This window comes from Ruegeria sp. AB11, from assembly GCF_056536325.1.
This window is the reverse complement of the sequence record NZ_JBQFJO010000002.1, coordinates 43,661-65,483: the sequence shown is the minus strand read 5'-3', so window position 1 is coordinate 65,483 and position 21,823 is coordinate 43,661. Positions and strand designations below refer to the sequence as shown.

General features: G+C 54.6%; 15 protein-coding genes. 11 read left to right on the top strand and 4 right to left on the bottom strand.

The genetic code is table 11. The annotated features are described in order from the left end of the window. Nucleotides 1-7 precede the first annotated feature (7 nt). The 10 genes from ACR3EJ_RS19845 to ACR3EJ_RS19800 all read left to right on the top strand — a co-directional run bounded on the left by ACR3EJ_RS19845 (nucleotide 8) and on the right by ACR3EJ_RS19800 (nucleotide 13,266). A complete protein-coding gene (locus tag ACR3EJ_RS19845) occupies nucleotides 8-1,651 on the top strand; it encodes a dynamin family protein (RefSeq protein WP_170544200.1) in 1,644 nt (547 codons plus the stop codon). A gap of 25 nt (nucleotides 1,652-1,676) precedes the next feature. Continuing rightward, complete coding sequence (locus tag ACR3EJ_RS19840; RefSeq protein WP_170474977.1) at nucleotides 1,677-2,078, top strand: hypothetical protein; 402 nt, start codon at nucleotides 1,677-1,679, stop codon at nucleotides 2,076-2,078. 24 nt (nucleotides 2,079-2,102) lie between these two features. Beyond that, nucleotides 2,103-2,951: a hypothetical protein gene (locus tag ACR3EJ_RS19835; protein ID WP_170544199.1), complete on the top strand. Its 849-nt coding sequence runs from the start codon at nucleotides 2,103-2,105 to the stop codon at nucleotides 2,949-2,951. A 70-nt stretch (nucleotides 2,952-3,021) separates the two neighbouring features. After that, complete coding sequence (locus ACR3EJ_RS19830) at nucleotides 3,022-5,064, top strand: dynamin family protein (RefSeq protein ID WP_170703407.1); 2,043 nt, start codon at nucleotides 3,022-3,024, stop codon at nucleotides 5,062-5,064. Then, entirely contained in the window at nucleotides 5,061-6,350 is a 1,290-nt protein-coding gene (locus ACR3EJ_RS19825; protein WP_170544195.1) for a dynamin family protein, read from the top strand. Before ACR3EJ_RS19830 ends, ACR3EJ_RS19825 begins: the two co-directional genes overlap by 4 nt. A 340-nt stretch (nucleotides 6,351-6,690) precedes the next feature. Continuing rightward, complete coding sequence (locus ACR3EJ_RS19820; protein ID WP_170544193.1) at nucleotides 6,691-8,886, top strand: serine/threonine protein kinase; 2,196 nt, start codon at nucleotides 6,691-6,693, stop codon at nucleotides 8,884-8,886. Nucleotides 8,887-9,085: 199 nt separating this feature from the next. Beyond that, nucleotides 9,086-10,051 (top strand): FHA domain-containing protein, encoded by a 966-nt coding sequence (locus ACR3EJ_RS19815; RefSeq protein WP_480423413.1) that lies wholly within the window; start codon nucleotides 9,086-9,088, stop codon nucleotides 10,049-10,051. Continuing rightward, nucleotides 10,051-10,830 carry a PP2C family protein-serine/threonine phosphatase gene (locus ACR3EJ_RS19810; RefSeq protein WP_170544189.1) on the top strand — a complete coding sequence of 260 codons (780 nt, stop codon included), beginning with the start codon at nucleotides 10,051-10,053 and terminating at the stop codon, nucleotides 10,828-10,830. The genes ACR3EJ_RS19815 and ACR3EJ_RS19810 overlap by 1 nt, the downstream gene beginning before the upstream one ends. Nucleotides 10,831-10,852: 22 nt before the next feature. Next, a complete protein-coding gene (locus ACR3EJ_RS19805) occupies nucleotides 10,853-12,115 on the top strand; it encodes a transporter substrate-binding domain-containing protein (protein ID WP_170544187.1) in 1,263 nt (420 codons plus the stop codon). 44 nt (nucleotides 12,116-12,159) lie between these two features. Beyond that, nucleotides 12,160-13,266 (top strand): transporter substrate-binding domain-containing protein, encoded by a 1,107-nt coding sequence (locus tag ACR3EJ_RS19800; RefSeq protein WP_170475001.1) that lies wholly within the window; start codon nucleotides 12,160-12,162, stop codon nucleotides 13,264-13,266. 389 nt (nucleotides 13,267-13,655) lie between these two features. Here the strand turns inward: ACR3EJ_RS19800 and ACR3EJ_RS19795 are convergent, their stop codons facing one another. The 4 genes from ACR3EJ_RS19795 to ACR3EJ_RS19780 form a co-directional block, all read right to left on the bottom strand. Then, nucleotides 13,656-15,869: an NADP-dependent isocitrate dehydrogenase gene (locus tag ACR3EJ_RS19795; RefSeq protein WP_170544185.1), complete on the bottom strand. Its 2,214-nt coding sequence runs from the start codon at nucleotides 15,867-15,869 to the stop codon at nucleotides 13,656-13,658. Nucleotides 15,870-16,080: 211 nt separating this feature from the next. Further along, nucleotides 16,081-17,046 carry a sensor histidine kinase gene (locus tag ACR3EJ_RS19790; protein ID WP_170544183.1) on the bottom strand — a complete coding sequence of 322 codons (966 nt, stop codon included), beginning with the start codon at nucleotides 17,044-17,046 and terminating at the stop codon, nucleotides 16,081-16,083. After that, nucleotides 17,034-17,711 carry a response regulator transcription factor gene (locus ACR3EJ_RS19785; protein WP_170544182.1) on the bottom strand — a complete coding sequence of 226 codons (678 nt, stop codon included), beginning with the start codon at nucleotides 17,709-17,711 and terminating at the stop codon, nucleotides 17,034-17,036. Before ACR3EJ_RS19785 ends, ACR3EJ_RS19790 begins: the two co-directional genes overlap by 13 nt. Beyond that, the gene (locus ACR3EJ_RS19780; RefSeq protein WP_170544180.1) at nucleotides 17,689-19,155 is read right to left on the bottom strand and encodes a DUF4153 domain-containing protein; all 1,467 of its coding nucleotides are present in this window, start codon (nucleotides 19,153-19,155) and stop codon (nucleotides 17,689-17,691) included. Before ACR3EJ_RS19780 ends, ACR3EJ_RS19785 begins: the two co-directional genes overlap by 23 nt. Before the next feature lie 169 nt (nucleotides 19,156-19,324). On the opposite strand from ACR3EJ_RS19780, the gene ACR3EJ_RS19775 reads away from it, so the two are divergent. Next, nucleotides 19,325-21,631, top strand: a complete 2,307-nt coding sequence (locus tag ACR3EJ_RS19775) for a Tex family protein (protein ID WP_170544178.1) — start codon at nucleotides 19,325-19,327, stop codon at nucleotides 21,629-21,631. Nucleotides 21,632-21,823 lie beyond the last annotated feature (192 nt).

Sequence of the window (21,823 nt, the reverse complement as noted above, 5' to 3'; positions counted from 1 at the left end):
AAGAGTTATGGTAAAAAATTCACAAACCCGCTTCGTCTCTCCCAAGACATGGAACCGCATCGAGCAGTGGTCCCGCCGCAAACCCGTGTTTGCGCTCATGGGAGAATTCAGTGCAGGCAAATCGACGTTGATGAATTTCCTGCTACGCAAACAGGCACTGCCAACACAGGTCACAGCTACGCAGCTGCCGCCGATCTGGTTCAGCTGGGGCAATCGACCCGCTTATATCAAACGCCATGATGGCAGTACGCAGAATATCGAGTTGGATCAGCTTGAACAGGTTGGTGTCAACGACGCCCAGTTCATTCGCATCTTCCTTGAGGCCGATATTCTTGAAGCGGTCGACTTGATCGACACACCCGGCATTTCGGACCCGAAGATTTCGACGGATGTCTGGCAGCGTGCAGTTGGCCAAGCCAATGGTGTGTTGTGGTGCACCCACTCGACCCAAGCCTGGCGCGAGACTGAACGTGCCACCTGGGTTTCGCTGCCGGAAAGGCTGCAGCATAAATCGCTGCTGTTGGTGACACGTGCGGATGCTTTAAATCAGAAAGACAGGCAAAAGGTCTTGCGCCGCGTAAATCGCGAAGCGGGTCATTTGTTCAATCGCACGATACTGTTCTCGGCCCGTGATGCCATCATGGCCCGTGACAAAACCGGTGATGCCGAACTTTGGTCACGCAGCGGTGGTGGTAAGATGGTCGACAGTTTCCTGGAGATCACCGAGCAGATTATGGACAAGCGAGCGGATATGCTAGCCCGCTATCAAATTGATAAATCCCTGTCCGAAGCACCAAAAGTGAGCCATTTGCATCCGGAAAGCCGAATGGAAGATGTACCGTTGGTGCATCAGGATCCGCTGGCTGACACTCCGGCTGAAGCGAGCAGTGATGTTGTCACAAGCTTTCCAATCCGCCCTGCCCGCGTCGAGCGCCGCTCAGAAGAAGCTGAGCGCCCGCGAATTGACGTAGACGAGGCAGAACGGATGCGCGCCGAAATGACCTCTGAAGCAGAACCAGCTGATGAAGATCTGCGTTCCGTATTCTCAGAACAATCCGATGACCCGCTGGATCTGAACCTTTTGGCGAACCCGTCCCCTGACGTCGATGAGTTTGCTTTCATGGATGAAGAAGAGGACCAAGAGGATGCGGAGCTAATTATTCTCGGTCCCGAAGATGAACAAGATGCAACGGTAGAAGCCTCTACATCCGAGGAGACTTTGGTCGATGAGGAGAGCTCGGGTTCGGACATCGAAGTGTCTATCTCGTCGATTACGTCTTTGCTTTCTGAGCAATCTGAGGAATCTACAGAAGAATACGAGCCGGAACCGGAATCAAACTCACTCACGCCAGCCGAAGTGGTTGAATTGAGTGGCGAAGCGAAGTCGAATGAAGAAGCGTCTGAAGAACAAGCAGTCGATCCAAGCGTTCTGCCCTCGGAATCGCCACTCAGCGCGTCTGCGATGTGGAGCGAGATCGTAGCGCGGGAAAGTCTGCCTGATGATGCCCAAGGCTTGAAAAGCGCTTTTGCTGCGTTTTTGTCCGAGTATGATCAGATTGCGCTGGAGCACACCGCTCGCAATAGCGAAGCCAGCATGCGACCGATGGCGGAAGCGCGCAAAAACGGTGGAGCAGAATGGCATGCGATCTGAAACATTCTTTGAGGTGGATATCTGAATGTCGATAGAATCCGCCTTAGCCTCGGCCATCGAGACCATACCCGACTGCGTTGCAGCCGGGTATGTTGATATGGAAACAGGGATGCTGTTGGGCATTGATGCTACAGACCGAGAGAGTTCAGATGCTTTAGAAAATCTGGCGCTTTCAGTTGCTAACCTGTTTCAAAGCCGGGGTACAAAAGGCTTTGAGGAATTGTTGCGCACGGCACAGATAGATGAAACGGAACACCCCGGATTTGGGGAAATCGCGGTGTTCGCCAATGATCGTATACATATCTTTCTGAGAACGCCGAAATACCCGGATCACGTTGTCTGCTATATCTGTCGCGATAGTGCGAATACCGGGCTTGCGCTTACAAAATCACATCTCAGCCTCAGCTCGGTGGCTGCTGCGGTATAGACGGAACCAGAGGGGGTTCACGGTATGATGGATGGCGAAATACTCGAATTGCTCGAAGAAATCGGGCAATCTTCGGTCGCGCGCTTATCTCCCGCAGTATATCTGTCGGGCGAAACTGCGAAGGCAAGACGAGGTGAGGTACTGAACGCTATTCGCGGCACGATCCTGCCAAGGAGGCTAGAGTTCAAGGCGGCCGACGGAGGAATGCTGGCGGTTGAAGTGAACAGCTCTCGGATCACCGATGTCTTTCGCTGTGTTTCGGGGCCGTTACCCGATTTTGAAACCGATGCCCGTGAAAACTTGACGGGCCGACTAGCCCAACTGGTTTCTGACATCGCGATCGCCCCCGGCCCTTTAGAGTTGATTTCGCTCAGACCGGATTCGGCGCTTGAAGCGGATGATGTGGGCATAACATTTTCTGAGGTAGAGGCGGCTTGCGGAAATATTGATCTACCGGATGAGCGGCGTATGACGATCGTTCCGGATGCCACCCCTGAACCTGAACCAGAAACGGATCAACAGAGCCCATCGGGGATAACTGATGCATTCTATGAAGGTTCTGAACGCTTTGCTTTGGGACGCTTTTTGATTAGCGATGAGGTCAAATTTGATGGGCTTTGTTCCGAAGGGCAGCCTACGCATCCAGACGAAAACCTTTTGGCGCGTTTCACCAAAGATCTCCTCGGCTGGCAAGCAGATGTATCTAACATACTGTCAGAGCCGCAATTGATCGTATTGCGACCGTCCGGGGGTCAAGGTGTTGGCCTTGCGATCCTGCGCGATGATGAGGACGTTGCAGCCGCGTTTCATGACACCCGTAAGCTGGGCGCTGCTGTCAACCTGTGGAAATCTTTGAAAAACGCCGTCGAATGACCGCGTTCCTGCCAAATAGTGTCCATTTTGCAAAGCTAGATGATAAATACGAGTTACCAGGGTAAATCTTATGAGTGAGTTAAACCGCCGCGAGCTTATTCGCATCGCAGAAGACATGAATGGGATGAGCAATGACGAAACACGTCATTTCATCTCACGCATTGTTGACGATCTGTCGAACCTCAAGCCTTCGATCGCCTTCGTAGGCCAGATCAAGGCTGGCAAATCTCGCTTGATCAATGGTTTCACCGGGCAGGCGGAATATCTACCCTCAGACGTGAACCCTTGGACAACTGTGATCACCGACATGCATTTCGGCCATCCATCCGGCAGGAAATCGGGTGCCGAATTTCACTTCTTCGACAATCGCCAATGGCAAGCTCTGATCGCTGAAGGCGAAGAGCTGCGCAATATGTTCCCGGACGAGGAAGACAGCTATAAACGCGAGATGATCGAAGAGCAGGTTGAGGCGATGAAAACCCGCGCCAAGCTGCGTCTTGGTGATAGCTACAAACACTTGTTGGGCCAGCATCACGATCTCGATGAACTAACATCAGACGATCTGGCACGTTATGTTTGTGCCGGAGATGACCCAACGGATGAAGGGGAACATGACCCCGGTTCGGACCGAGGTCTTTATAGCGATATCACCCGCAAGGCCGAAGTCTATTTTGACATCGGCCATTTCCCGTATCCGGTAACCGTTACCGATACACCGGGTGTCAATGACCCGCTGCTGATCCGCGAGGAAATTTCGCGCCAATACCTCAAGGAATCAGATTTCTTTGTGGTGGTGCTTTCGGCGCATCAGGCGTTGTCGCGCGCGGATCTGAAATTGTTCCGTTTGATGCAAGCGCTAGAGCTTGGTCAGATTGTGGTTTTCATCAACCGTGTCGATGAATTGGGCGGTGGTGCCGAGGATGCCACGAAGGTGCGCGCTGATGTGTTGGACGGGCTTGAGAATGCTTTAGGTAATTCGGATATCGATGTCCTGATGGGCAGTGCCCAATGGGCGCATTACGCTCTGACCGGTGATGAAACCGGCATTGACCACGATCAGATACTCGCTTGGCTTCGGGCTCATCCTGAACAGATGAAGCAATACCTGGATGGCGTCGAAGAGATCAAGCAAGGCCCCGGCCCTATCAGCCGCGAAGGCGTATTACGTTTTGCCGCAATGATCGCGTCGGGCCTGCCCGATTTGCGCCGCCATGTGACCAAAGCTCTGACGGAAGGCCCGCGTCAGGAACAACTCAATATGGCTTGGCAGCACCTCAACAGCTTTGCCCAGGGTGAGCTTGAGCGCAGCAACGCGAGGCTCCGTGCGATTGAGGAGCAGGACGGGCCTGACACGGCAAATGTTGAAGAGAATAACAAGACACTTACAGATCTGCGCGCGTTGATTGCAGAGAAATCCCGGGCGATCACCAACGACATGGATGACGTGCTGGCCAATCTGCGTGGCGTAATGGACGACACGGTTGCCGAGGCCGTTTCGATTGTCGTACGTGGTCCCGATGGCCAATCCCCTCTGTTGACCAAAGACGGTGATACCGAGTTGAATTTCACACCGCTGCGTGAGCGGATGCGAGAGCTTGTTCAAGGCGCGACTCAGGTGGTGCGTCAACGCATGCTTAGTGAGCTCTATGCGATCGACATGCAAAGCAATGCTGCCCTGCGTGCCCTGCCTGGTTGGCAGGAGCCGGTGGACAATCGCATGAATACCAGCGCAGTGCGTTGGTTCAGACCAGACACCAGTGCATTGACGCGGGGAATTACGGTCGAACTGCGTGTGACATGGCTATCGCGACTGATTTCGCGCCGCAGCGTTCTGAACCGGGCGGAAAGAATGATCGTACAGGAATTCGAGATGATTGGTGACGATCTGGTGGATACCGCCAGAATCGATCTGATCGAACGCATGCAAACGGTGCTGGATCACTATTTGGCACTGCTTGCCGGACATCTGGAACATCGCGCCGGAACCGACGATACAAATGCTCGTGCCGACGCTCAACGTGCGGTTGACCAGGCCCGCCGCATCAGCGATGAACTGGGTGCGGTGCATGGAACCGCACCCGTGGACACTCGACAGGCAGAGGCCGCAGAATGATTGAATTCCCCGGAACCGAGAAGGAAGTGCGCCAGTTAGAGCGTTTCCTGACCGCTACTGAAAACGCCCCTTCGTCGGTTGAGCTGGACGATATGCGTTCCCGTGCCTTGGCTCATGCCGAGCGGCTTTCGAATGCGGTGTCCATCGGTTTTGCCGGGGAATTTGGCGCCGGGAAGTCCAGCCTTGCGAACATGCTTGCAGGTGCTGACATTCTGCCCACCGGGCCGCAGCATCTGAAACTGCCGCTGGTTATCGTCGCTTACGCTGATACACCTGAAACCACTGTTGGTTGGTGGGACAAAGAACCCAAGGTCTACTCAGGGATAGCGCTGGAAAAAGCCGCAGCTGACGAACCTGATTTCATCTCGGTCGGGTTGAATACCCCTGCCCTACAAGAGATCTCGCTATTCGACCTGCCCGGTGCCGGTGCTTTGGATGATACATACAAGCAGACACTGGGATTGCTGGAGTATGTGGACTGCGCCATTTGGTGTACCAACGGAACCAACGCCTGGCGCGAAACTGAACGGCACTTGTGGGCGCAGGTGCCACAGAAGCTGCGCGATAACAGCTTGTTGGCCGTAACCCACGCCGACTTGCCTCCGGTTCGGGATTCTCTGGATCGGGTTGTTGCCCGACTGAATAAAGAAAAAGGTGATCTATTCCGTGCGGTTGTGCCCATTGGCACGCCGGTTGCCGTTCGTGCAATGGAGCAGGAACCCGAGCCTGACTTTGATCTTTGGGAGACCTGTGGTGGCCAAAATCTGGCCGAACAGGTGTTAAGCGTTGCGTCTGACCATCGACGCCATGATCTTGAAGCAGCTCAGAAGGACTTGGTCGAAGAATTTCTGCCTTATCTGGAAGAACTCACGGGGGTTGAAGAAGAACGTGACGCTAAGGCTGATGGCATTGCGGTCCAATCAAGCTTAGAAACCGCCCTGCCCCCTCTGGATAATCCAATTCTCGAAGATTGGCTTGCAGCCATCGCCAGTATCTACAACGACCTGCGTGAAAGCTCGGATATCGAGCCTGCGGCCTTTCTGCAAAGTTGTCAGGAAATTGTAGAGGATTTTGCCGAGAGGTTGGAATCCGGATCCGAAATCGACCCCGAGGCTGATTGGATTCCGGCTGAGTTTGAAAAAGCAACTGATCTGCTGTTGCTACTACAATTCGAGAGTGGCGATGCACCTCTCAAAGACGCGATCAGCATCCTTGCACAGCTTAGCGACAACCTTGCATGGGCCGGCAGCTCTGTCGCGTCTGCCCCTTCGAAAACCGGAACGTAAGTTTTTCCCGCAATAATTGAGCCGCAACGCAGCGATTCGAAAGGATCGGAATCACCGCGCTATTGTTTCGATATCGTGGACCAAGCGCGGTTTTTGAAGATATAGAATCCGATTAGTTCACCTTGGGAATACAATATATTGTATGCAGAGCGTTAGGCATTACTATATGTGTGATTTCTGAATTTTTGATCCTTAGTGAAGCCATCAGGTGGCCCAAATAAAGTCAAATTTGAAACGTCTAACCGTCTAAAGTGTCCTGCGGTTGTGTTTGGTTGTGAGTTCGCGGGCTAAAGCCCTGGTTATCTAAGCCGCAAAAAACGAGTAGAATGGGCGGGAAGAAATGAGCCACAACCAGGCTGTCGGCACAACGCACGACGAACCTCAGATCGAAGGATTGCAGCCAGGCGCGAAGCTGCTGCGCGGTCAGTATGAAATTCTCCGTTTTCTAAGCAACGGTGGATTTGGTATAACCTATCTCGCACGCGATAGTCTGGATCGCGATGTAGTCATCAAGGAATGCTATCCTGGCGCACTTTGTCAGCGGAATGGTGATCTGGTCGAAGCCGCCAATCCCGACCACAAGGATGATCTCCGCGCCATTATCGATCTGTTTATTCAGGAAGCGCGCAACCATGCGCGGCTAGTCCACCCAAACATTGTCGACGTGCATCAGGTGTTTGAAGACAACAACACCGCCTATATCGCTATGGACCTGATCCGTGGCTGCGATCTGTTGGACTATGTCGAAAATCCTGACAACAAAAGCGGGCCTGATTTCATCGTTCAGGTCACCGAAAAGATGCTTTCTGCGGTGTCGTTCATTCACCAAAGCGGCATGTTGCATCGCGACATATCGCCGGACAATATCCTGATTGACGAAAATGGCGAGCCTGTCCTGATCGACTTTGGCGCAGCACGCGAACAGGCAGCGAACAAATCGGCGGCCCTGTTGACGTTGCGCGTGATCAAGGATGGGTATTCACCACACGAATTTTACGTGCGTGGGGCGGAACAAGGGCCTAGCAGTGATCTTTATGTGCTTGCTGCAACCCTGTATCACGCGATTGGTGGCGAGCGGCCGATTGATGGTCAGACACGTCTGAACGCATTCAACAACGGACAAGACGACCCATACATCCCGGTAGCCGGACGTTTCAATGGCTATCCCGATGGATTCCTTGAGGCGATTGATAAGGCGATGGAGGTTCACACCCCTGACCGCTTGCAAACCGCGTTGGACTGGTTGCGCATGTTCCGTGGTCCCGGGGTGATGTTTGACAGTTTCGCCTACCGCCCGGTTTCAGTCATTGTAGGCATGGATCGTAAAGACGAGCAGGCCGAAAAAGAACGGATCAAAGCGGAAAGCGAGAATGCCGAAGCTGTTGTGACTGCCTTGCTTGCAGGGAATTCTGATCTGGCGCTTGGCAATGAGGAAAAATCCGAAGACGATCTCGCAAAATTTGCACCCAAAGACGAAGCCGTCGCAGCAGTAGATACCGTTATCAAAAGCGGTTCAGGTGGCAGTGGCAAGGTAATAGCAGGTGCCGTTGTCGTCGCGGCGGCGTTGGCAGCCGGTGGGTACTTCATGTTGTCAAGTGATCAGCCGACACATGAGGCAACTCAGGTAACACCCGACTCCATCGAGGCAACGCCGGAGCCGATCGAGCAGGCCGCAGTTTCCCAGACCGAACTGCAACAGGTTGAAACTATCTCGGTCACAGAGCCTGAGGTCGTAGCGGCAGACCCAGAAGATGCACAGGCAGAACCGGTTGTCGAAACAGAAACCAAACAGGAAGATCCTGTCGAGCAAACACAAGTGGCATCAGAGGCGCCCGCTGCAGTTGACGCGAAACCCGCTCCCTCAGATGAAGCCGAAGAGGCTGCGGTACAGACAGCACTGAACGATGAGAACACTTCAGAACCGGTGACTTTGGCGGAAAATCAAGTGGCCTTTGGACATTGGGATATTGAAGTACCCTTTGATATCTCCAAACGTCGCAGTGCGACAGGCAGTGTTATTGCGATCAATGATGTCGACGCGAACCTGAACACGGCTGTCATCGGCGACTGGGTGAAGCGTGGGACCACGATCTTTAGACTCAACAGCGAGCCGATCCGCCCGGACGCAACTCTGGTTTCTCAGGTTCTGGATAATTTCTCGGTCGATCCGGACGGGTATATCCGTGTTGCGGCGCGCTATCGTGAACTGGGTCAGACGCGTGCACAAAACGGGCTTTTGGCATTGCCTGCCCATCGTATGTTTGGATTGCAGAACGGATACACTTTTAAAGCCCATCATACAGATGACGCGGGGTGGCAAACCGTTGTTGCCTCTGCCCCGGAAAACAGCGTGGGGGGCTTGCAAAAAGGTGATGTTGTTCTGCGTGAAGCGCAGACAGGTACGGCACTCGACCAGCCAGAAAGCCTTGATGACGTTCTCGCTGTTCTTGCTTCCGACAATCAGCCCCAGGCGCGCTTGATCATACTGCGCAATGGCGGAGAAGGCACTGCGGTTATGCAGCTAACGCAGGAGTAATTGAACCGGTTTATGTGAAAATCGCCAGTGTGTTTACTGGGGGCGGCATCTCCATCGTCGCCCCGTCGGGAGCCGGCCCGTCGCGAAGTAAGAGTTTCCCTGTTTCTTATTCAATAGTGCCTCTGCCCTTTTAGGCAGCGGTTAGTAGCCATCCTGCGGGCTGATCCCCGCAACAGAAAACAAAGAAGGTGTCGTCACCATGTTTAAATACAAAAGCCCTCTTAGCCGGCTTCTCGAGGGTGCCGGCAAACCGAAAGAAGATGAAGCGGTAGAAGCAGACGTAGTACAGGACGCAAAGCCTGAGCCAATTGCCGACTTCAACGCGCTGCGCGCTGCACTGGCTGGTGGCAACGTGAGCTCAGACAACTATGAAGAATCTGACGAATTGATCCCGGAAGAGCCTATGCCGGAGTTCGAAGAAGATCAGATCGTTGAAGAAATTGTGGAAGAAGAAGCGTCTGACTTGCAGGAAGCTGAAGACGAAGACGAGCAAATCGTGACGCTTCATCTCAGCACTGAGGATGAAGCCGAGGACGACAAGACACTCGCCGCCGTCGCGGAAATTGCGACTGCGGAGCCTGAGGAAGCCTTTGAAGCCCAAGCTGAGATAGAAGCAATTGCGGAGCCTGAGCCCGCACCCGAACCGGAGACTGTCTCGGTTGTAGAAGTGACTGAACCTGAAGCGCCAGCCACGCCTTCAGAAGACCGGCGTTCGCGTGTGAAGACCACTTTCCTGGGCTTTGAACGGGCAGACACGCATGTTCAGGACTTGATGGAAACATCCGAACCCGTCGCAAAAGCCGAGGCCGTGCAACAAACTTTCCCTGTCGGATGGTTGGTTGTAACCGCCGGTCCGGGCCGAGGTGCCGCAATCACATTAACCGAAGGGTTGATGCAGATCGGCCGGAACGATGATCAAGCCATTCAGCTGGATTTCGGAGATACCGGAATCTCGCGCAGCAACCATGCTGTTATCGCCTATGATCCTGAGGATCGGAAATGTTATCTGGGTCATGGCGGCAAGGCCAATCTGGTCCGTCTGAATGGCAAACCCGTGCTGAGCACCATTGCCCTGTCAAACGGAGACTCGATCCGCATCAGCGAGACATCGATCCGTTTCATGGCCTTCTGCGATGATGGCTTTGACTGGCGGGATGCCGATTAATGCTGGCGACCCCTGCATATGATATTGCCTTGATCCTGGACCAGGGTCAGCGCGACTCGCAGGAAGACGCGATTGCCGCGCGGGTCTCTGATACGGCGGATGCAGGATATGTCGTCGTTGCCGATGGTATGGGTGGCCATGATGCGGGTGAAGTTGCCTCGCAGCTGATCATTTCTGCCTGGCGCGACGCGATGGATGCCCAGTTGGATGAGCCTGACCTTGTTCAGAGCGCACTGCTCGACGCTCTGCCGATGGCCGCAATGCAGGCTAACGCCGCAATCGCCAGCCATGGCGAAGAGAACAAGGTCAACTTGGGCTCTACCCTTCTGGGCATGCTGATGTTGGAGCAGCGGATCTTTTGGATTTCGATCGGCGATAGCCCCTTGTATCTGTTTCGCGATGATACCCTGTCACAGATCAACGAGGACCACTCGATGGCCCCGATGATCGATGCGCAGATCGCGCAGGGTCTGCTCAGCGCAAAAGAGGCGCAGATGCATCCGGATCGCAACCAGCTGACCTCGGTCATCATGGGCGCTGCAATCCCGAAGGTTGATTGCCCGGAACAGCCTTTAGATCTGGTGCCGGCAGATATTCTGATCCTTGGCAGTGATGGACTGCAATATCTCGATAACACCGAGATCGAGACTTTGCTGCGCACTCATAATCAATCTCCGGCCCGCGATATCGCCGACGCGCTTCTTCAGGCGCTAAAGGCAAAAGCAGACCCGGATCAGGACAACATTTCAATCGCCGTGGTTAAACCGGCACAGACATGAACCAGGCAGAGAAACAGGAAAAATGAGAAACCATCTTATCATATCCGGCCTCGCTCTAGCAGCCGCAACAGGGACGGCTTCAGCGCAAGAGGCGTGTTCAACCTACGAGATCCAACGCGGCGATAGCCTACGGGAGTTGGCGATCGCGGTGTATGCGACCGAAGACTATCGGCCAATATACGATGCAAACCGCGATGTAATTGGCTCGAACCCAAATATCATTCGTGTTGGAGATATTTTGACATTTCCCTGTCTGGAGGATTTGGGGCGTGAAGCTCTGGTTCCTGATACCGAGGCTGGTCGTATAGCGGCGGAAATGGCGGCGGAATTAGTTAAAGCAGCGGAAGAGCGCGCCGAAAAAGCCATTGCCGTAGCAGAGGCACGCGTGGCTGCTGCTGAGGCGGAAGCGCAAAAAGCAAGCGAAGATGCGGTAGTTGCTGCAAAAGCGGCGGCTTTGGAAGAAATCGAAGCCGCTCGTGCCGAAGGTGCAGCGCTGATCCGAGACGCAAAGGGTGGCGAGCGCCCGGAAGTTCGTGACCGTCAGATCTTGATGATCACAGGTGGCAACTATGCTCCGTTCACGGACGAGGCTTTACCAAATCGTGGTCTTTATACAAACCTCGTGGAGACAGCGATGCTGCGAGCTGCGCCCGAACAGCCGTATAAAATTCAGTTTGTGAATGACTGGTCTTCGCATCTCGATCTTCTGATGCCAACGCTTGCCTTTGATGCCACATTCCCTTGGTCGCGTCCAAATTGCGAAGCAGCAGATGGTCTGTCTGAAAAGGACCGTACTCGGTGCGAAACCTATAACTTCTCGAACCCGTTCTACGAAGTTGTAGATACCTTCTTTGCGAAGGGCGGGTCGGGTTACGAACAGACTCTGACCTATTCGGATTTCGCTGGCGCCACGATCTGTCGGCCAGAAGGCTGGTCGCTGTCACATATGGATGCGGTCGGTCTCTATGAGCCGGCAATCACCCTGATGCGGCCGGTATCGCCGGATGATTGTTTCCATGCGGTCATGGATGGCACCGCCGATATTGTCGCAATCGAAGCCCACTTGGCGGTCGAGGCAATCGGACGGCTCGGCTATGAGCATCAGATCATTGAAAACCCCAACCTGGCGGCAATCAAGTCGCTTAACGTCATGACCCACAAAGATAATCCAGATGGGGAAGCCGTCCTTGAGACGCTCAACCAGGGTCTGGCGATCATGCAGCAATCTGGCGAGTGGCGCGACATCGTATCAACCGCACTGCGCTATCAAATGGAAAATGGCTAAGGCCCCCGAAGGCCTGACAAAACAAAAGTCTGGAGGAAGTGGATATGTTTAACAAGAAACTGAAGAAAGCAGTACTGTCGGCAACAGCCCTCACCGCCCTGAGCGCAGGCGCAGCTGCCGCACAAGAGGCCTGCTCTAACTATACCGTTCAGGATGGTGACACACTGGCAACCATTGCCATCGCCGCCTATGGCACCTCGAACTATCAGCCGATATTCAACGCCAACCGCAACGCGATCACCAATCCAGGTTCGCTTGAAAATGGCTTGGTTCTGGCTTTGCCCTGTGAGGATGGCAGCCTGCCAAACGGCCAGAGCGCGCAAGAACTGATTGCTGCTGAAGAAAAGCGTGCAGCGAGTGTCAAACGCTCGAACGTTTATGCACCGCCGATCAAGATGGTTGCAGGTAACGGTTGGGAGCCGTTCACGACTGAAGCCCTGAACGGTGGCGGCATCATGACCCGCCTGGCCACAACAAGCCTCCAGCGTGCAGGCAACAGCCGCGACTTCTCGGTCAGCTTTGTAGATGACTGGAGTTCGCATCTGGACACACTGTTGCCATTGGGTGCGTTTGATATTTCGATCGCGTGGACTGTACCGGATTGTACCAACCGCTCTTATGAGTGGTCTGCAGAGACCGAAGCCCGCTGCACCCAATTTGTCGCTTCTGTTCCGGTATATGACATCGTCGGCGGCTTCTTCACTTTGCCTGAAAGCGAGTACGCAAAGGCAACGGATTTTTCAGACCTTGAGGGATCAACCATTTGCCGTATGGCAGGCTGGAGCATGGTTGTACTGGAAGAACAAGGTCTGAACCGCGAGAATACAACTGTTGTTCAGCCCAATTCGGCCCGAGATTGCCTTGATGCGGTATTGACCGGAACCGCAGATGTGGCCGCGTTCGAGGTCGACCTGTTTGCATCGACAATGAAAGACATGGGTTTGACTTCGGCTGACATCGTTGAAAACCCGTATGTATCCACTCTGTCGTCGATGAGTTTCCTCGCACATCGCACCAACCCGTTCGCACGCGAATACATTGCGATGATGAACAAGGGTCTGATTGAGATGCGTGAATCCGGCGAATGGTATGCGATTATCTCGGACACGCTGCGCGAACAGAACGAAAAGCTTAACGCGGCATCCAACTAATCCCTCGGTCGATACGACCATTTTTGGGCCGGTCTTATGACCGGCCTTTTTTTATCAGGTCATTACTGACGAATGAGAGTAGTAGAGCACAAGAACCACAAGGCGAAGAATCACGGGTCGAAAACAGTGTATTGGGCTTAAAGCGCAGACATAAGGTTAACAAAAAACACTTTTTGCTAATAAAAAGCAGCTTCCTACGGGAATCCCCCAATATTCAGCGCGAGTAATAAGCGTAGGATTAACTCAACTGCACCGGTGAGGCGAAAGCCCCACCACTCACTCAGAAAAGGGCTGGCTATGGGGGTCGGCCCTTTTCTTATTCTGGAAACAAAAAAACCGGCCCGCAATGGGGCCGGTAGATTTTTTGGGCATCGGTGCCTGAACCGCGCTCAGTCAATAAGCGCGTTCAACGTCGCACTTGGCCGCATTACGGCTGCCGCTTTGGCGGGATCAGTGTGATAATAACCACCCAAATCCGCAGGCGCGCCTTGGGCTGCTGCCAGCTCTGCCAGAATCTGTTCTTCCTTGTCTGCCAGCTCTTTTGCAAGCGGTCCAAACTCGGCGGCAAGATCAGTATCATCGGATTGCGCTGCCAGAGCCTCGGCCCAGTAGCGGGCAAACCAATAGTGGCTATCGCGGTTGTCCGGCTGACCAACCTTACGACTGGGCGACTTGTTGTTGTCCAGAATGCCCTGTGTCGCCGCTTCGGCAGCCGCACCCAGCACGCCTGCTTTGATGTTGCCCTTACTGTCTGCCAGGAAGTTTAGAGACTCTCCGAGTGCACAGAACTCACCCATGGAGTCCCAGCGCAGGTGGTTTTCTTCGACCAACTGCTGCACGTGCTTCGGAGCCGAACCACCCGCGCCGGTCTCAAACAGACCACCGCCATTCATCAATTTAACAATCGACAGCATCTTGGCTGACGTACCGAGCTCCAGAATTGGGAACAGATCGGTCAGGTAGTCCCGCAACACGTTGCCAGTGATGGCGATGCTGTCCTTGCCTGCCGTGATGGTTTCCAGCGATTGGCGGGTCGCCTCGCGTGGGGCCATGATCAGGAACTTGTCGGCCACGCCTGCGGCCTCAAGCGCGGGTTTGACATATTTGATCAGCTCGGCGTCATGGGCACGGTTGGCATCTAGCCAGAAGATGGCCTCGGAACCAGTCAGGCGCTGACGGTCCATCGCCAGTTGGATCCAGTTCTCGATCGGAGCTTTCTTGACGGTACAGGCGCGCCAAATGTCACCCTTTTCAACTGCATGCTCATGCAGCGTTTCGCCATTGGCCAGCACGATACGGATGGTTCCATCTGCGGGTGCCTCGAACGTCGTCGGGTGCGATCCGTATTCCTCGGCTTTCTGCGCCATCAGTCCAACGTTGGCGACGGCACCAGCGGTGGCTGGGTTCAATGCGCCATTGGATTTGAAAAATTTGATGGCCTCATCATATACCGGTGCATAGCAACGGTCAGGGATCACGCAGTTGGTATCGCCCTTGGCACCAGCTTCGTCCCAACCTTTGCCGCCAGCGCGGATCACGGCGGGCATTGACGCGTCAATGATCACATCTGACGGGACGTGCAGGTTGGTGATGCCGCGATCAGAGTCCACCATGTACATCGAGGGGCGATCTCCTTTGATCGCGTCGATTGCGGCGACGATTTCTGCGTTGCCCTGAACCCGTTCAAGCAGATCACCGAGCCCCGAGTTCGGATTTACGCCCAACGCATCCAGTTCTGCGCCGAATTTCTCGAATACTGGCGCCAGCCAAGCTTTGACAGCATAACCAAAGATGATTGGGTCACTGACCTTCATCATTGTCGCCTTCATGTGCAGCGAGAACATGGTCCTGTCTTTCTTGGTGTCTTCGATGGCATCTGCAAGGAAGGAGGACAGAGCCTTGACCGACATAAATGTTGCATCCGCCACGGTACCTTCAGCCAGCGGCCAACCGTCTTTCAGAACTGTTACCCCGCCGTCTTTACCGACGAATTCAATCTTTGCATCGCCAGCCTGCGCCGCCGTGATAGTTGCCGATTTCTCGTTGGCGTAAAAGTCGTCGCCTGACATCGACGAAACTTTGGTCTTGCTGTCAGCGCTCCATTCCCCCATCGAATGCGGGTTTTTCTGAGCATAATTCTTTACGGCACGTGCAGCACGGCGGTCGCTGTTGCCTTCCCGTAGCACAGGGTTCACAGCTGATCCTTTGATGGCGTCATACCGCGCGCGGATTGCCTTTTCTTCATCTGTCGAAGGCTCTTCAGGATAGTTTGGAATGTTGTAGCCCTGCGACTGCAGCTCTTCGATGGCAGCCACCAATTGCGGTACAGAGGCCGAGATGTTCGGCAGTTTGATCACATTTGCATCTGGAGTTTTCACCAACTCACCCAATGCAGCTAGGTCATCGGTGATGCGTTGTTCGTCTGTCAGGTTCTCGGGGAAGGTCGCGATAATACGCCCGGCAAGCGAAATGTCTTTGGTTCCAACGCTGACACCAGCGGCTGATGCAAACTTGCGGATGATGGGCAGGAACGAGGCGCTCGCCAGTTCAGGCGCTTCGTCTACAATGGTATACAATACGTCGAAGTTCGATTTTTCTGCCATATTCCCTTACCTTTTTTAAGCCTTTCAGGGGCGTGCGATCCAAGAGTATGTGCCGCTGTAGTTTTGGCACCGAGCCGTAAGGGGACACGTCGGCCCCACGGGTGACTCTGATTTGACAGGGCCTCCAATAAATGAGGATTGGCTTAGGATCAATCGAATACAGAGGCGCAAATTGACACGGGCCTTAATACCTTTTGCTGATGCCTAGTTTTCACCCATCTGGGAAACGGATTTCAAACTGCGTACCTCTATCGGAAGGGATCAGCGCAATATGCCCGCCATGCGCGCTCATCAGATTAGCGACGATAGTCAATCCCATACCGGTCCCTCCCCGTTCGCGGGCCGTGGTGAAGAACGGATTGAAGATATGATCCCGGTTCCAATCGGATATGCCAGGTCCATCATCCTGAATTATCAACCGTTCGGCTTCCGCCGTCAGGGCCACCCGCCCTGCCCCGTGTCGGCGGGCATTGTCTAACAGTTGGTTCAACACAATCCACAGACCAGAAGAGGCAAGAGGAAAGGTCCGCTCGCACCCTTCAACGCTGATATCCAGTTCGGGAAATGACGTACGCATTTTGTGAGTAAGTCCAGCAATCGTGGATGTTCCATGGTGTTCAGGCACCCTTGCCTGGGCAACACGATTCAAGGCGGCAAGCTGCATTTGCATTTGATCGCTTGCGCCCAGTATCTGGTGTAACAATGTGCGATCCTGATCTGTAAGTGCATCGGCCTCCGTCAATAACTCGCCTGCAGCGCGGATTGCTGTGACCGGGGTTTTCAGCTCATGTGTGACGTGATCTGCAAACACACGGATCGAAGCTTCGCGCCGTTGCAAAGTATCTGCCATACTCAGCACTGAACCGGCGAGGCGAGACAGCTCCTGCGTTCCAAAGTGATCGGGTGGCTCGGCCGGCTGACCCTGTTCCACCGCGCTTGAATAAGAAGCGAGCGCCGAAATCGGTCGGAGTAATAGCCGGACCATAAGATACCCAAGCACTCCGGTCGCGCAGCCGATCAGGACCGCCAGAAGACCTGCAGCATTGCGAAACCCGATTTCAGGTCCAAGGTAGCGCAAAGCGATCAGACCCAGCAGAGACAAAACAAGCGTACCTGCCAGACCTCCGCCAAGAACAAATCCCAATGAAGGACGCCACTTGCTCCTTAACCCGGCCATGTGCCCATCCGTAACCCGATTCCGTGCACGGTTTCGATAGCCCCGATCCAACCTTGATCCCCAAGCTTGCGGCGAAGATTCCTTAGATGACTGTCCAGTGTTCGGTCGGCTACGGCGCTACCTGCGCCATAGATAGCATCGATCAATTGAGGGCGCGAGACTATAGCCTCGGGTGTTTGCATCAATCGGCGCAGGATTGACAACTCGGTTGCGGTCAACGCAAGCATAGATCCATCAACCCAAACCGAATGGCCGGAAACATCCAACTCTACAGGGCCATGCCGAAGAAACGTGGTCGAGCCTTCTGCGGTACTGCGTTTGAGGATGGCTTTGATCCGCGCTACCAATTCGCGCGGGCTGAAAGGTTTGGTGACGTAGTCGTCGGCCCCCAGTTCAAGACCCAGAATTCGGTCTATCTCATCATCGCGTGCGGTCAGGAACAGGATCGGTACGTCAGAACGCGCCCGCATGCGACGACAGACCTCAAGTCCGTCAAGCTCGGGCAAGCCGACGTCCAGCACAACCAGATCAGGCGCTTCCCGTATCGCATGGGTCAGCGCCATCTGACCGTCGCGTGCTGTGACCGTCTGATAGCCTGCCCGCTCGAGCGTGATCGAAACCAACTCGCGCAGGCGCGGATCATCATCCACGACGAGGATTTTCATCAACCTTCTCCGGCAATGTTTCGGCGTTCAGATTACGGATCACCCGATCTGCGCGAAAGCCCCAATTCCTCCAATTGTCGATGACCGGAGGGGTTGCGCAATCCCGCAGTCGGCTGTCTTTCATCAATTCGGCCACAGCCATATGATTGAGCTGGCATGCGTAGTAGAAATCAAACCGAACCGGATGCTCAATATTCCAGCGGGCAATCAATGCGGCGAAATTTACAAAACAGCACGCATAGAGCACGATAATCCCCAAAGCTGTTGATCGGACCATTAGCCACCGGTTCGATTTGCCTTTCAGAATTTGCCATCCGGTCAGGCTCAATCCCACTACAACAAGCACCATCCAGATCGCAGCGTGAACCCGTAGGTAGGTCAACCCGTAGGATTCCACATATAGCGACAAGCGCATCATGGAAGAGATCACCAGCAGCACGTTCTGCGCAAGCCATAACATCATCCATCTTGTCAGCCCTGACCGCTCGTTCAAAAAAGGCCGTGCAACCAACGCAAACGCACCTGCAAGCAAAGCCGTTGCCAGCAACGGATAGGCGCCGCGATGCGCATATTCCGCATAGCTCATCCCTTTGGGAAGTTCCGCGCTACCCCACAGATACACGACATCCATACCGGTTTGGATCGCCAGAAGCATGTTGAATGTGATCAGTGCGTTGGCAACAGACTGTGCGTTCACGCCAAACGCTGGAAAGCCACGCCTCTGCTTGGGTCCTAACCGCGGGGATAGCAATTCTGGTTGTCGGACAACCGCGAGGATCGGCCAGATGAGTATTGCGACTCCGAACCAAAACAACAGCCGATCGAAGCGCAGATCAAAATGCCATATCCGATCACTCCAATCCGATAAAACAGGATTGGCTGATATAATCAGAGAGGCCAGAACCAATGCCCCACCAACGGGAAAGCTCCACTCACGCAAAATGCGATGCGCTATCCTTTGGTCCTTAGATATAGAATGACCGTGTTGAGCCGCCTCAATCCCTTGTCTGATCGATAGCAAGGGATATTGGGACAGAAACCGGCGCACCGAGGTCCCCTGACATTGCCCTGACACGGCCCAACATAACGCCACGGTCGATCCGCCCAGCAAGAAGGCCAAGGACAAGGCCTGAACATATTCCACGACCGGCAATATGCTGAGTACCAAAAGCACCGCCGGTCCCGTCATACCAGCACGGCGGCCCAGCAATACCCAAACAACCCCGGCAACCGCGAGCGCATAGGCCGCTAAAGAAATGCCGGGCGCATGTTCGAAAAACAATACATCTGCTAGTGCAACCAGAGTGACCAATCCGACGGTGGCATCGCGATTACTTGGTCCCGATGTGCCATCTTCTTTGCTCGGATTCTTGTCAGCGGCGTCAAGCCACCAACTATCCTGTAAAACCGACGCAGGAACACCGCGCACGATGAACTGTCCCATATTACTGCTCCTTGTTTTTGCTGGCCCTATTTGGCCCGCTTGGGTGCAGATCACCGCACAGCGGTCGTGCAGATTTTGTGCAGAGACGTTTTTTCCCAGATCAAGGCCTCTTTCCCTTGCACCTTTAGCTGGCTAAGACGGTTTTCCAACCGTAAGTCAGGAGGCCCCTTTGGACCGTATCGCCCGCACTATCGCCACCGAAATCAACGCACGTCCGGAACAAGTTGGGGCCGCCGTTCGATTGTTGGACGAAGGTGCGACCGTGCCATTTGTCGCCCGCTATCGGAAGGAAGTGACGGGTGGCTTGGACGATACACAACTGCGCACTCTGTCCGACCGCTTAACTTATCTGCGCGAGCTTGAGGCCCGACGCGAGACAATTCTGGCCTCGATCAAAGATCAGGGGAAACTGACGGATAATCTGGCGAAATCGATTGTCCAGGCCGAGACCAAGGCGCAACTCGAAGACATTTATCTTCCCTACAAGCCCAAGCGTCGGACCAAGGCGATGATTGCCCGTGAGAATGGCTTGGAACCACTGGCCGATGCCATTCTGACTGACCGTTTAGCGGAGCCAGAGAGCTTGGCCGAGAAGTATCTGAATGAGGTCATTCCCACGACCAGAGACGCCCTGAATGGCGCACGTGACATCATCACGGAACGACTGACCGAGAACGCTGAACTGTTGGGAGAACTGCGCAACTTCATGCAACGCGAAGCGCTGCTAAGTGCGAAAGTTGTCGAGGGAAAAGAACAGGAGGGCGCCAAGTTCAGTGATTACTTCGATCACACGGAGCTTTGGTCCAAGACCCCATCGCATCGGGCGCTCGCAATGTTGCGTGCCTCAAAGGAAGGTATCGTAACGCTCGATATTGCACCGGAACCCGAGGCGGGGGCTGCACGGGCCGAGGCCATGGTGGCGGCACATCTGAACACACGAAGTGACGAGCCAGGGGACAAATGGCTGCGTAAAGTTGCGGGTTGGACATGGCGGGTCAAGCTGTCGCTGTCGATGATGGTCGAGTTGATGGCTGACCTGCGCAGCCGCGCGCAGGACGAGGCAATCCAGGTGTTTTCGCGCAACCTCAAAGACCTGTTGTTTGCAGCTCCGGCAGGTGCACGCCCGACGCTGGGGTTGGATCCCGGCATACGCACTGGGGTCAAGGCAGCCGTAGTGGATGCAACCGGCAAGGTGGTTGCAACGGATACACTCTATCCTTTTCAGCCCAAGAACGACCTGCGAGGTGCGCAAGCTGCGATCCTGAAACTCATCGCCGCCCATAAGATCGAGCTTATTGCCATTGGCAACGGCACAGCCAGCCGCGAGACCGAACGTTTGGTGGCAGACACGTTGTCGCTGTTGCCCAACACGGTTAAAGCGCCCACCAAGGTCGTTGTGTCCGAAGCCGGAGCTTCAGTCTACTCCGCCTCCGAACTTGCTGCGCGTGAATTTCCTGATCTTGACGTTTCGCTGCGTGGGGCGGTTTCGATCGCACGCCGCCTGCAAGACCCGCTGGCCGAACTGGTCAAGATTGAGCCAAAAAGCATCGGGGTTGGTCAGTACCAGCATGATGTCGATCAGCACCGTTTGTCGCAATCGCTGGAATCAGTGATCGAAGATGTGGTGAACGCAGTGGGTGTGGACCTAAACACTGCATCGGCACCGCTTCTCTCACATGTCTCAGGTCTTGGCCCGGGTTTGGCTGATGCGATCGTAAGCCATCGGGATATCCACGGTGCCTTCGCGTCTCGTCAGGATTTGTTGAAGGTGGCCCGCCTTGGCCCGCGCGCCTTCGAGCAATGCGCAGGTTTCTTGCGTATCCGGGATGGATCAGAGCCTCTGGACGCCTCATCGGTTCACCCCGAGGCCTATGATGTCGCGCGCCGGGTGGTCGCAGCCTGCGGGCGCGATATGCGCCACATCATGGGGCATGACGGTGCCTTGAAAGGCCTGCGCGCCGAACAGTTTGTGAACGACAATTTCGGTTTACCCACGGTGCGAGACATATTCACCGAACTTGAAAAGCCAGGCCGAGACCCCCGGCCAAGTTTCAAAACCGCATCCTTTACCGATGGTGTTGAAGATATCACAGACCTGAAACCTGGCATGGTTTTAGAAGGTACCGTTACCAATGTGGCCGCCTTCGGCGCATTTGTTGACATCGGTGTGCATCAGGACGGGTTGGTTCATGTCAGCCAACTGGCCGATCGGTTCGTAAAAGATCCGCATGAAGTGGTTAAGACAGGGCAGGTTGTCAAAGTCAGGGTGGTTGAGGTCGACGTACCTCGTAAACGCATTGGGTTGTCCATGCGCAAGGATGGTGCAGCTTCTGCCCGTGAGGACAATGCGCTTCGTAGCAAGGGCAAACCCGCGCGACCAGTCAAACCGGGAGAACAGCGGCGCGGACATGGGGGCCAGAGCACCCAGAACGGTGCTTTTGGTAACGCCCTCAGAGACGCCTTCAACAAACGTTAGGTTGCGGCCCCTGCACAAGCCAACTAGGCGGCGTGTTCCTCACGGCATACCAGTCACCTGATCCCCGGCAGAGCCGAGGACAAAACGGGGGGCTAACATTCGGGTGTTGCAACTCAGGCGATGATCTGGATGATGCTGATCCATGATGGCCGACAAATTCGGCCAACCGCATGAAAATGCGGTCACAACAAA

What these genes read in the sequence shown, in the direction of transcription:
- ACR3EJ_RS19845 (WP_170544200.1), top strand. Translation starts at nt 8, where the DNA reads ATGGTAAAAAATTCACAAACCCGCTTCGTCTCTCCCAAGACATGGAAC.
- ACR3EJ_RS19840 (WP_170474977.1), top strand. Translation starts at nt 1,677, where the DNA reads ATGTCGATAGAATCCGCCTTAGCCTCGGCCATCGAGACCATACCCGAC.
- ACR3EJ_RS19835 (WP_170544199.1), top strand. Translation starts at nt 2,103, where the DNA reads ATGATGGATGGCGAAATACTCGAATTGCTCGAAGAAATCGGGCAATCT.
- ACR3EJ_RS19830 (WP_170703407.1), top strand. Translation starts at nt 3,022, where the DNA reads ATGAGTGAGTTAAACCGCCGCGAGCTTATTCGCATCGCAGAAGACATG.
- ACR3EJ_RS19825 (WP_170544195.1), top strand. Translation starts at nt 5,061, where the DNA reads ATGATTGAATTCCCCGGAACCGAGAAGGAAGTGCGCCAGTTAGAGCGT.
- ACR3EJ_RS19820 (WP_170544193.1), top strand. Translation starts at nt 6,691, where the DNA reads ATGAGCCACAACCAGGCTGTCGGCACAACGCACGACGAACCTCAGATC.
- ACR3EJ_RS19815 (WP_480423413.1), top strand. Translation starts at nt 9,086, where the DNA reads ATGTTTAAATACAAAAGCCCTCTTAGCCGGCTTCTCGAGGGTGCCGGC.
- ACR3EJ_RS19810 (WP_170544189.1), top strand. Translation starts at nt 10,051, where the DNA reads ATGCTGGCGACCCCTGCATATGATATTGCCTTGATCCTGGACCAGGGT.
- ACR3EJ_RS19805 (WP_170544187.1), top strand. Translation starts at nt 10,853, where the DNA reads ATGAGAAACCATCTTATCATATCCGGCCTCGCTCTAGCAGCCGCAACA.
- ACR3EJ_RS19800 (WP_170475001.1), top strand. Translation starts at nt 12,160, where the DNA reads ATGTTTAACAAGAAACTGAAGAAAGCAGTACTGTCGGCAACAGCCCTC.
- ACR3EJ_RS19795 (WP_170544185.1), bottom strand. Translation starts at nt 15,869, where the DNA reads ATGGCAGAAAAATCGAACTTCGACGTATTGTATACCATTGTAGACGAA.
- ACR3EJ_RS19790 (WP_170544183.1), bottom strand. Translation starts at nt 17,046, where the DNA reads ATGGCCGGGTTAAGGAGCAAGTGGCGTCCTTCATTGGGATTTGTTCTT.
- ACR3EJ_RS19785 (WP_170544182.1), bottom strand. Translation starts at nt 17,711, where the DNA reads ATGAAAATCCTCGTCGTGGATGATGATCCGCGCCTGCGCGAGTTGGTT.
- ACR3EJ_RS19780 (WP_170544180.1), bottom strand. Translation starts at nt 19,155, where the DNA reads ATGGGACAGTTCATCGTGCGCGGTGTTCCTGCGTCGGTTTTACAGGAT.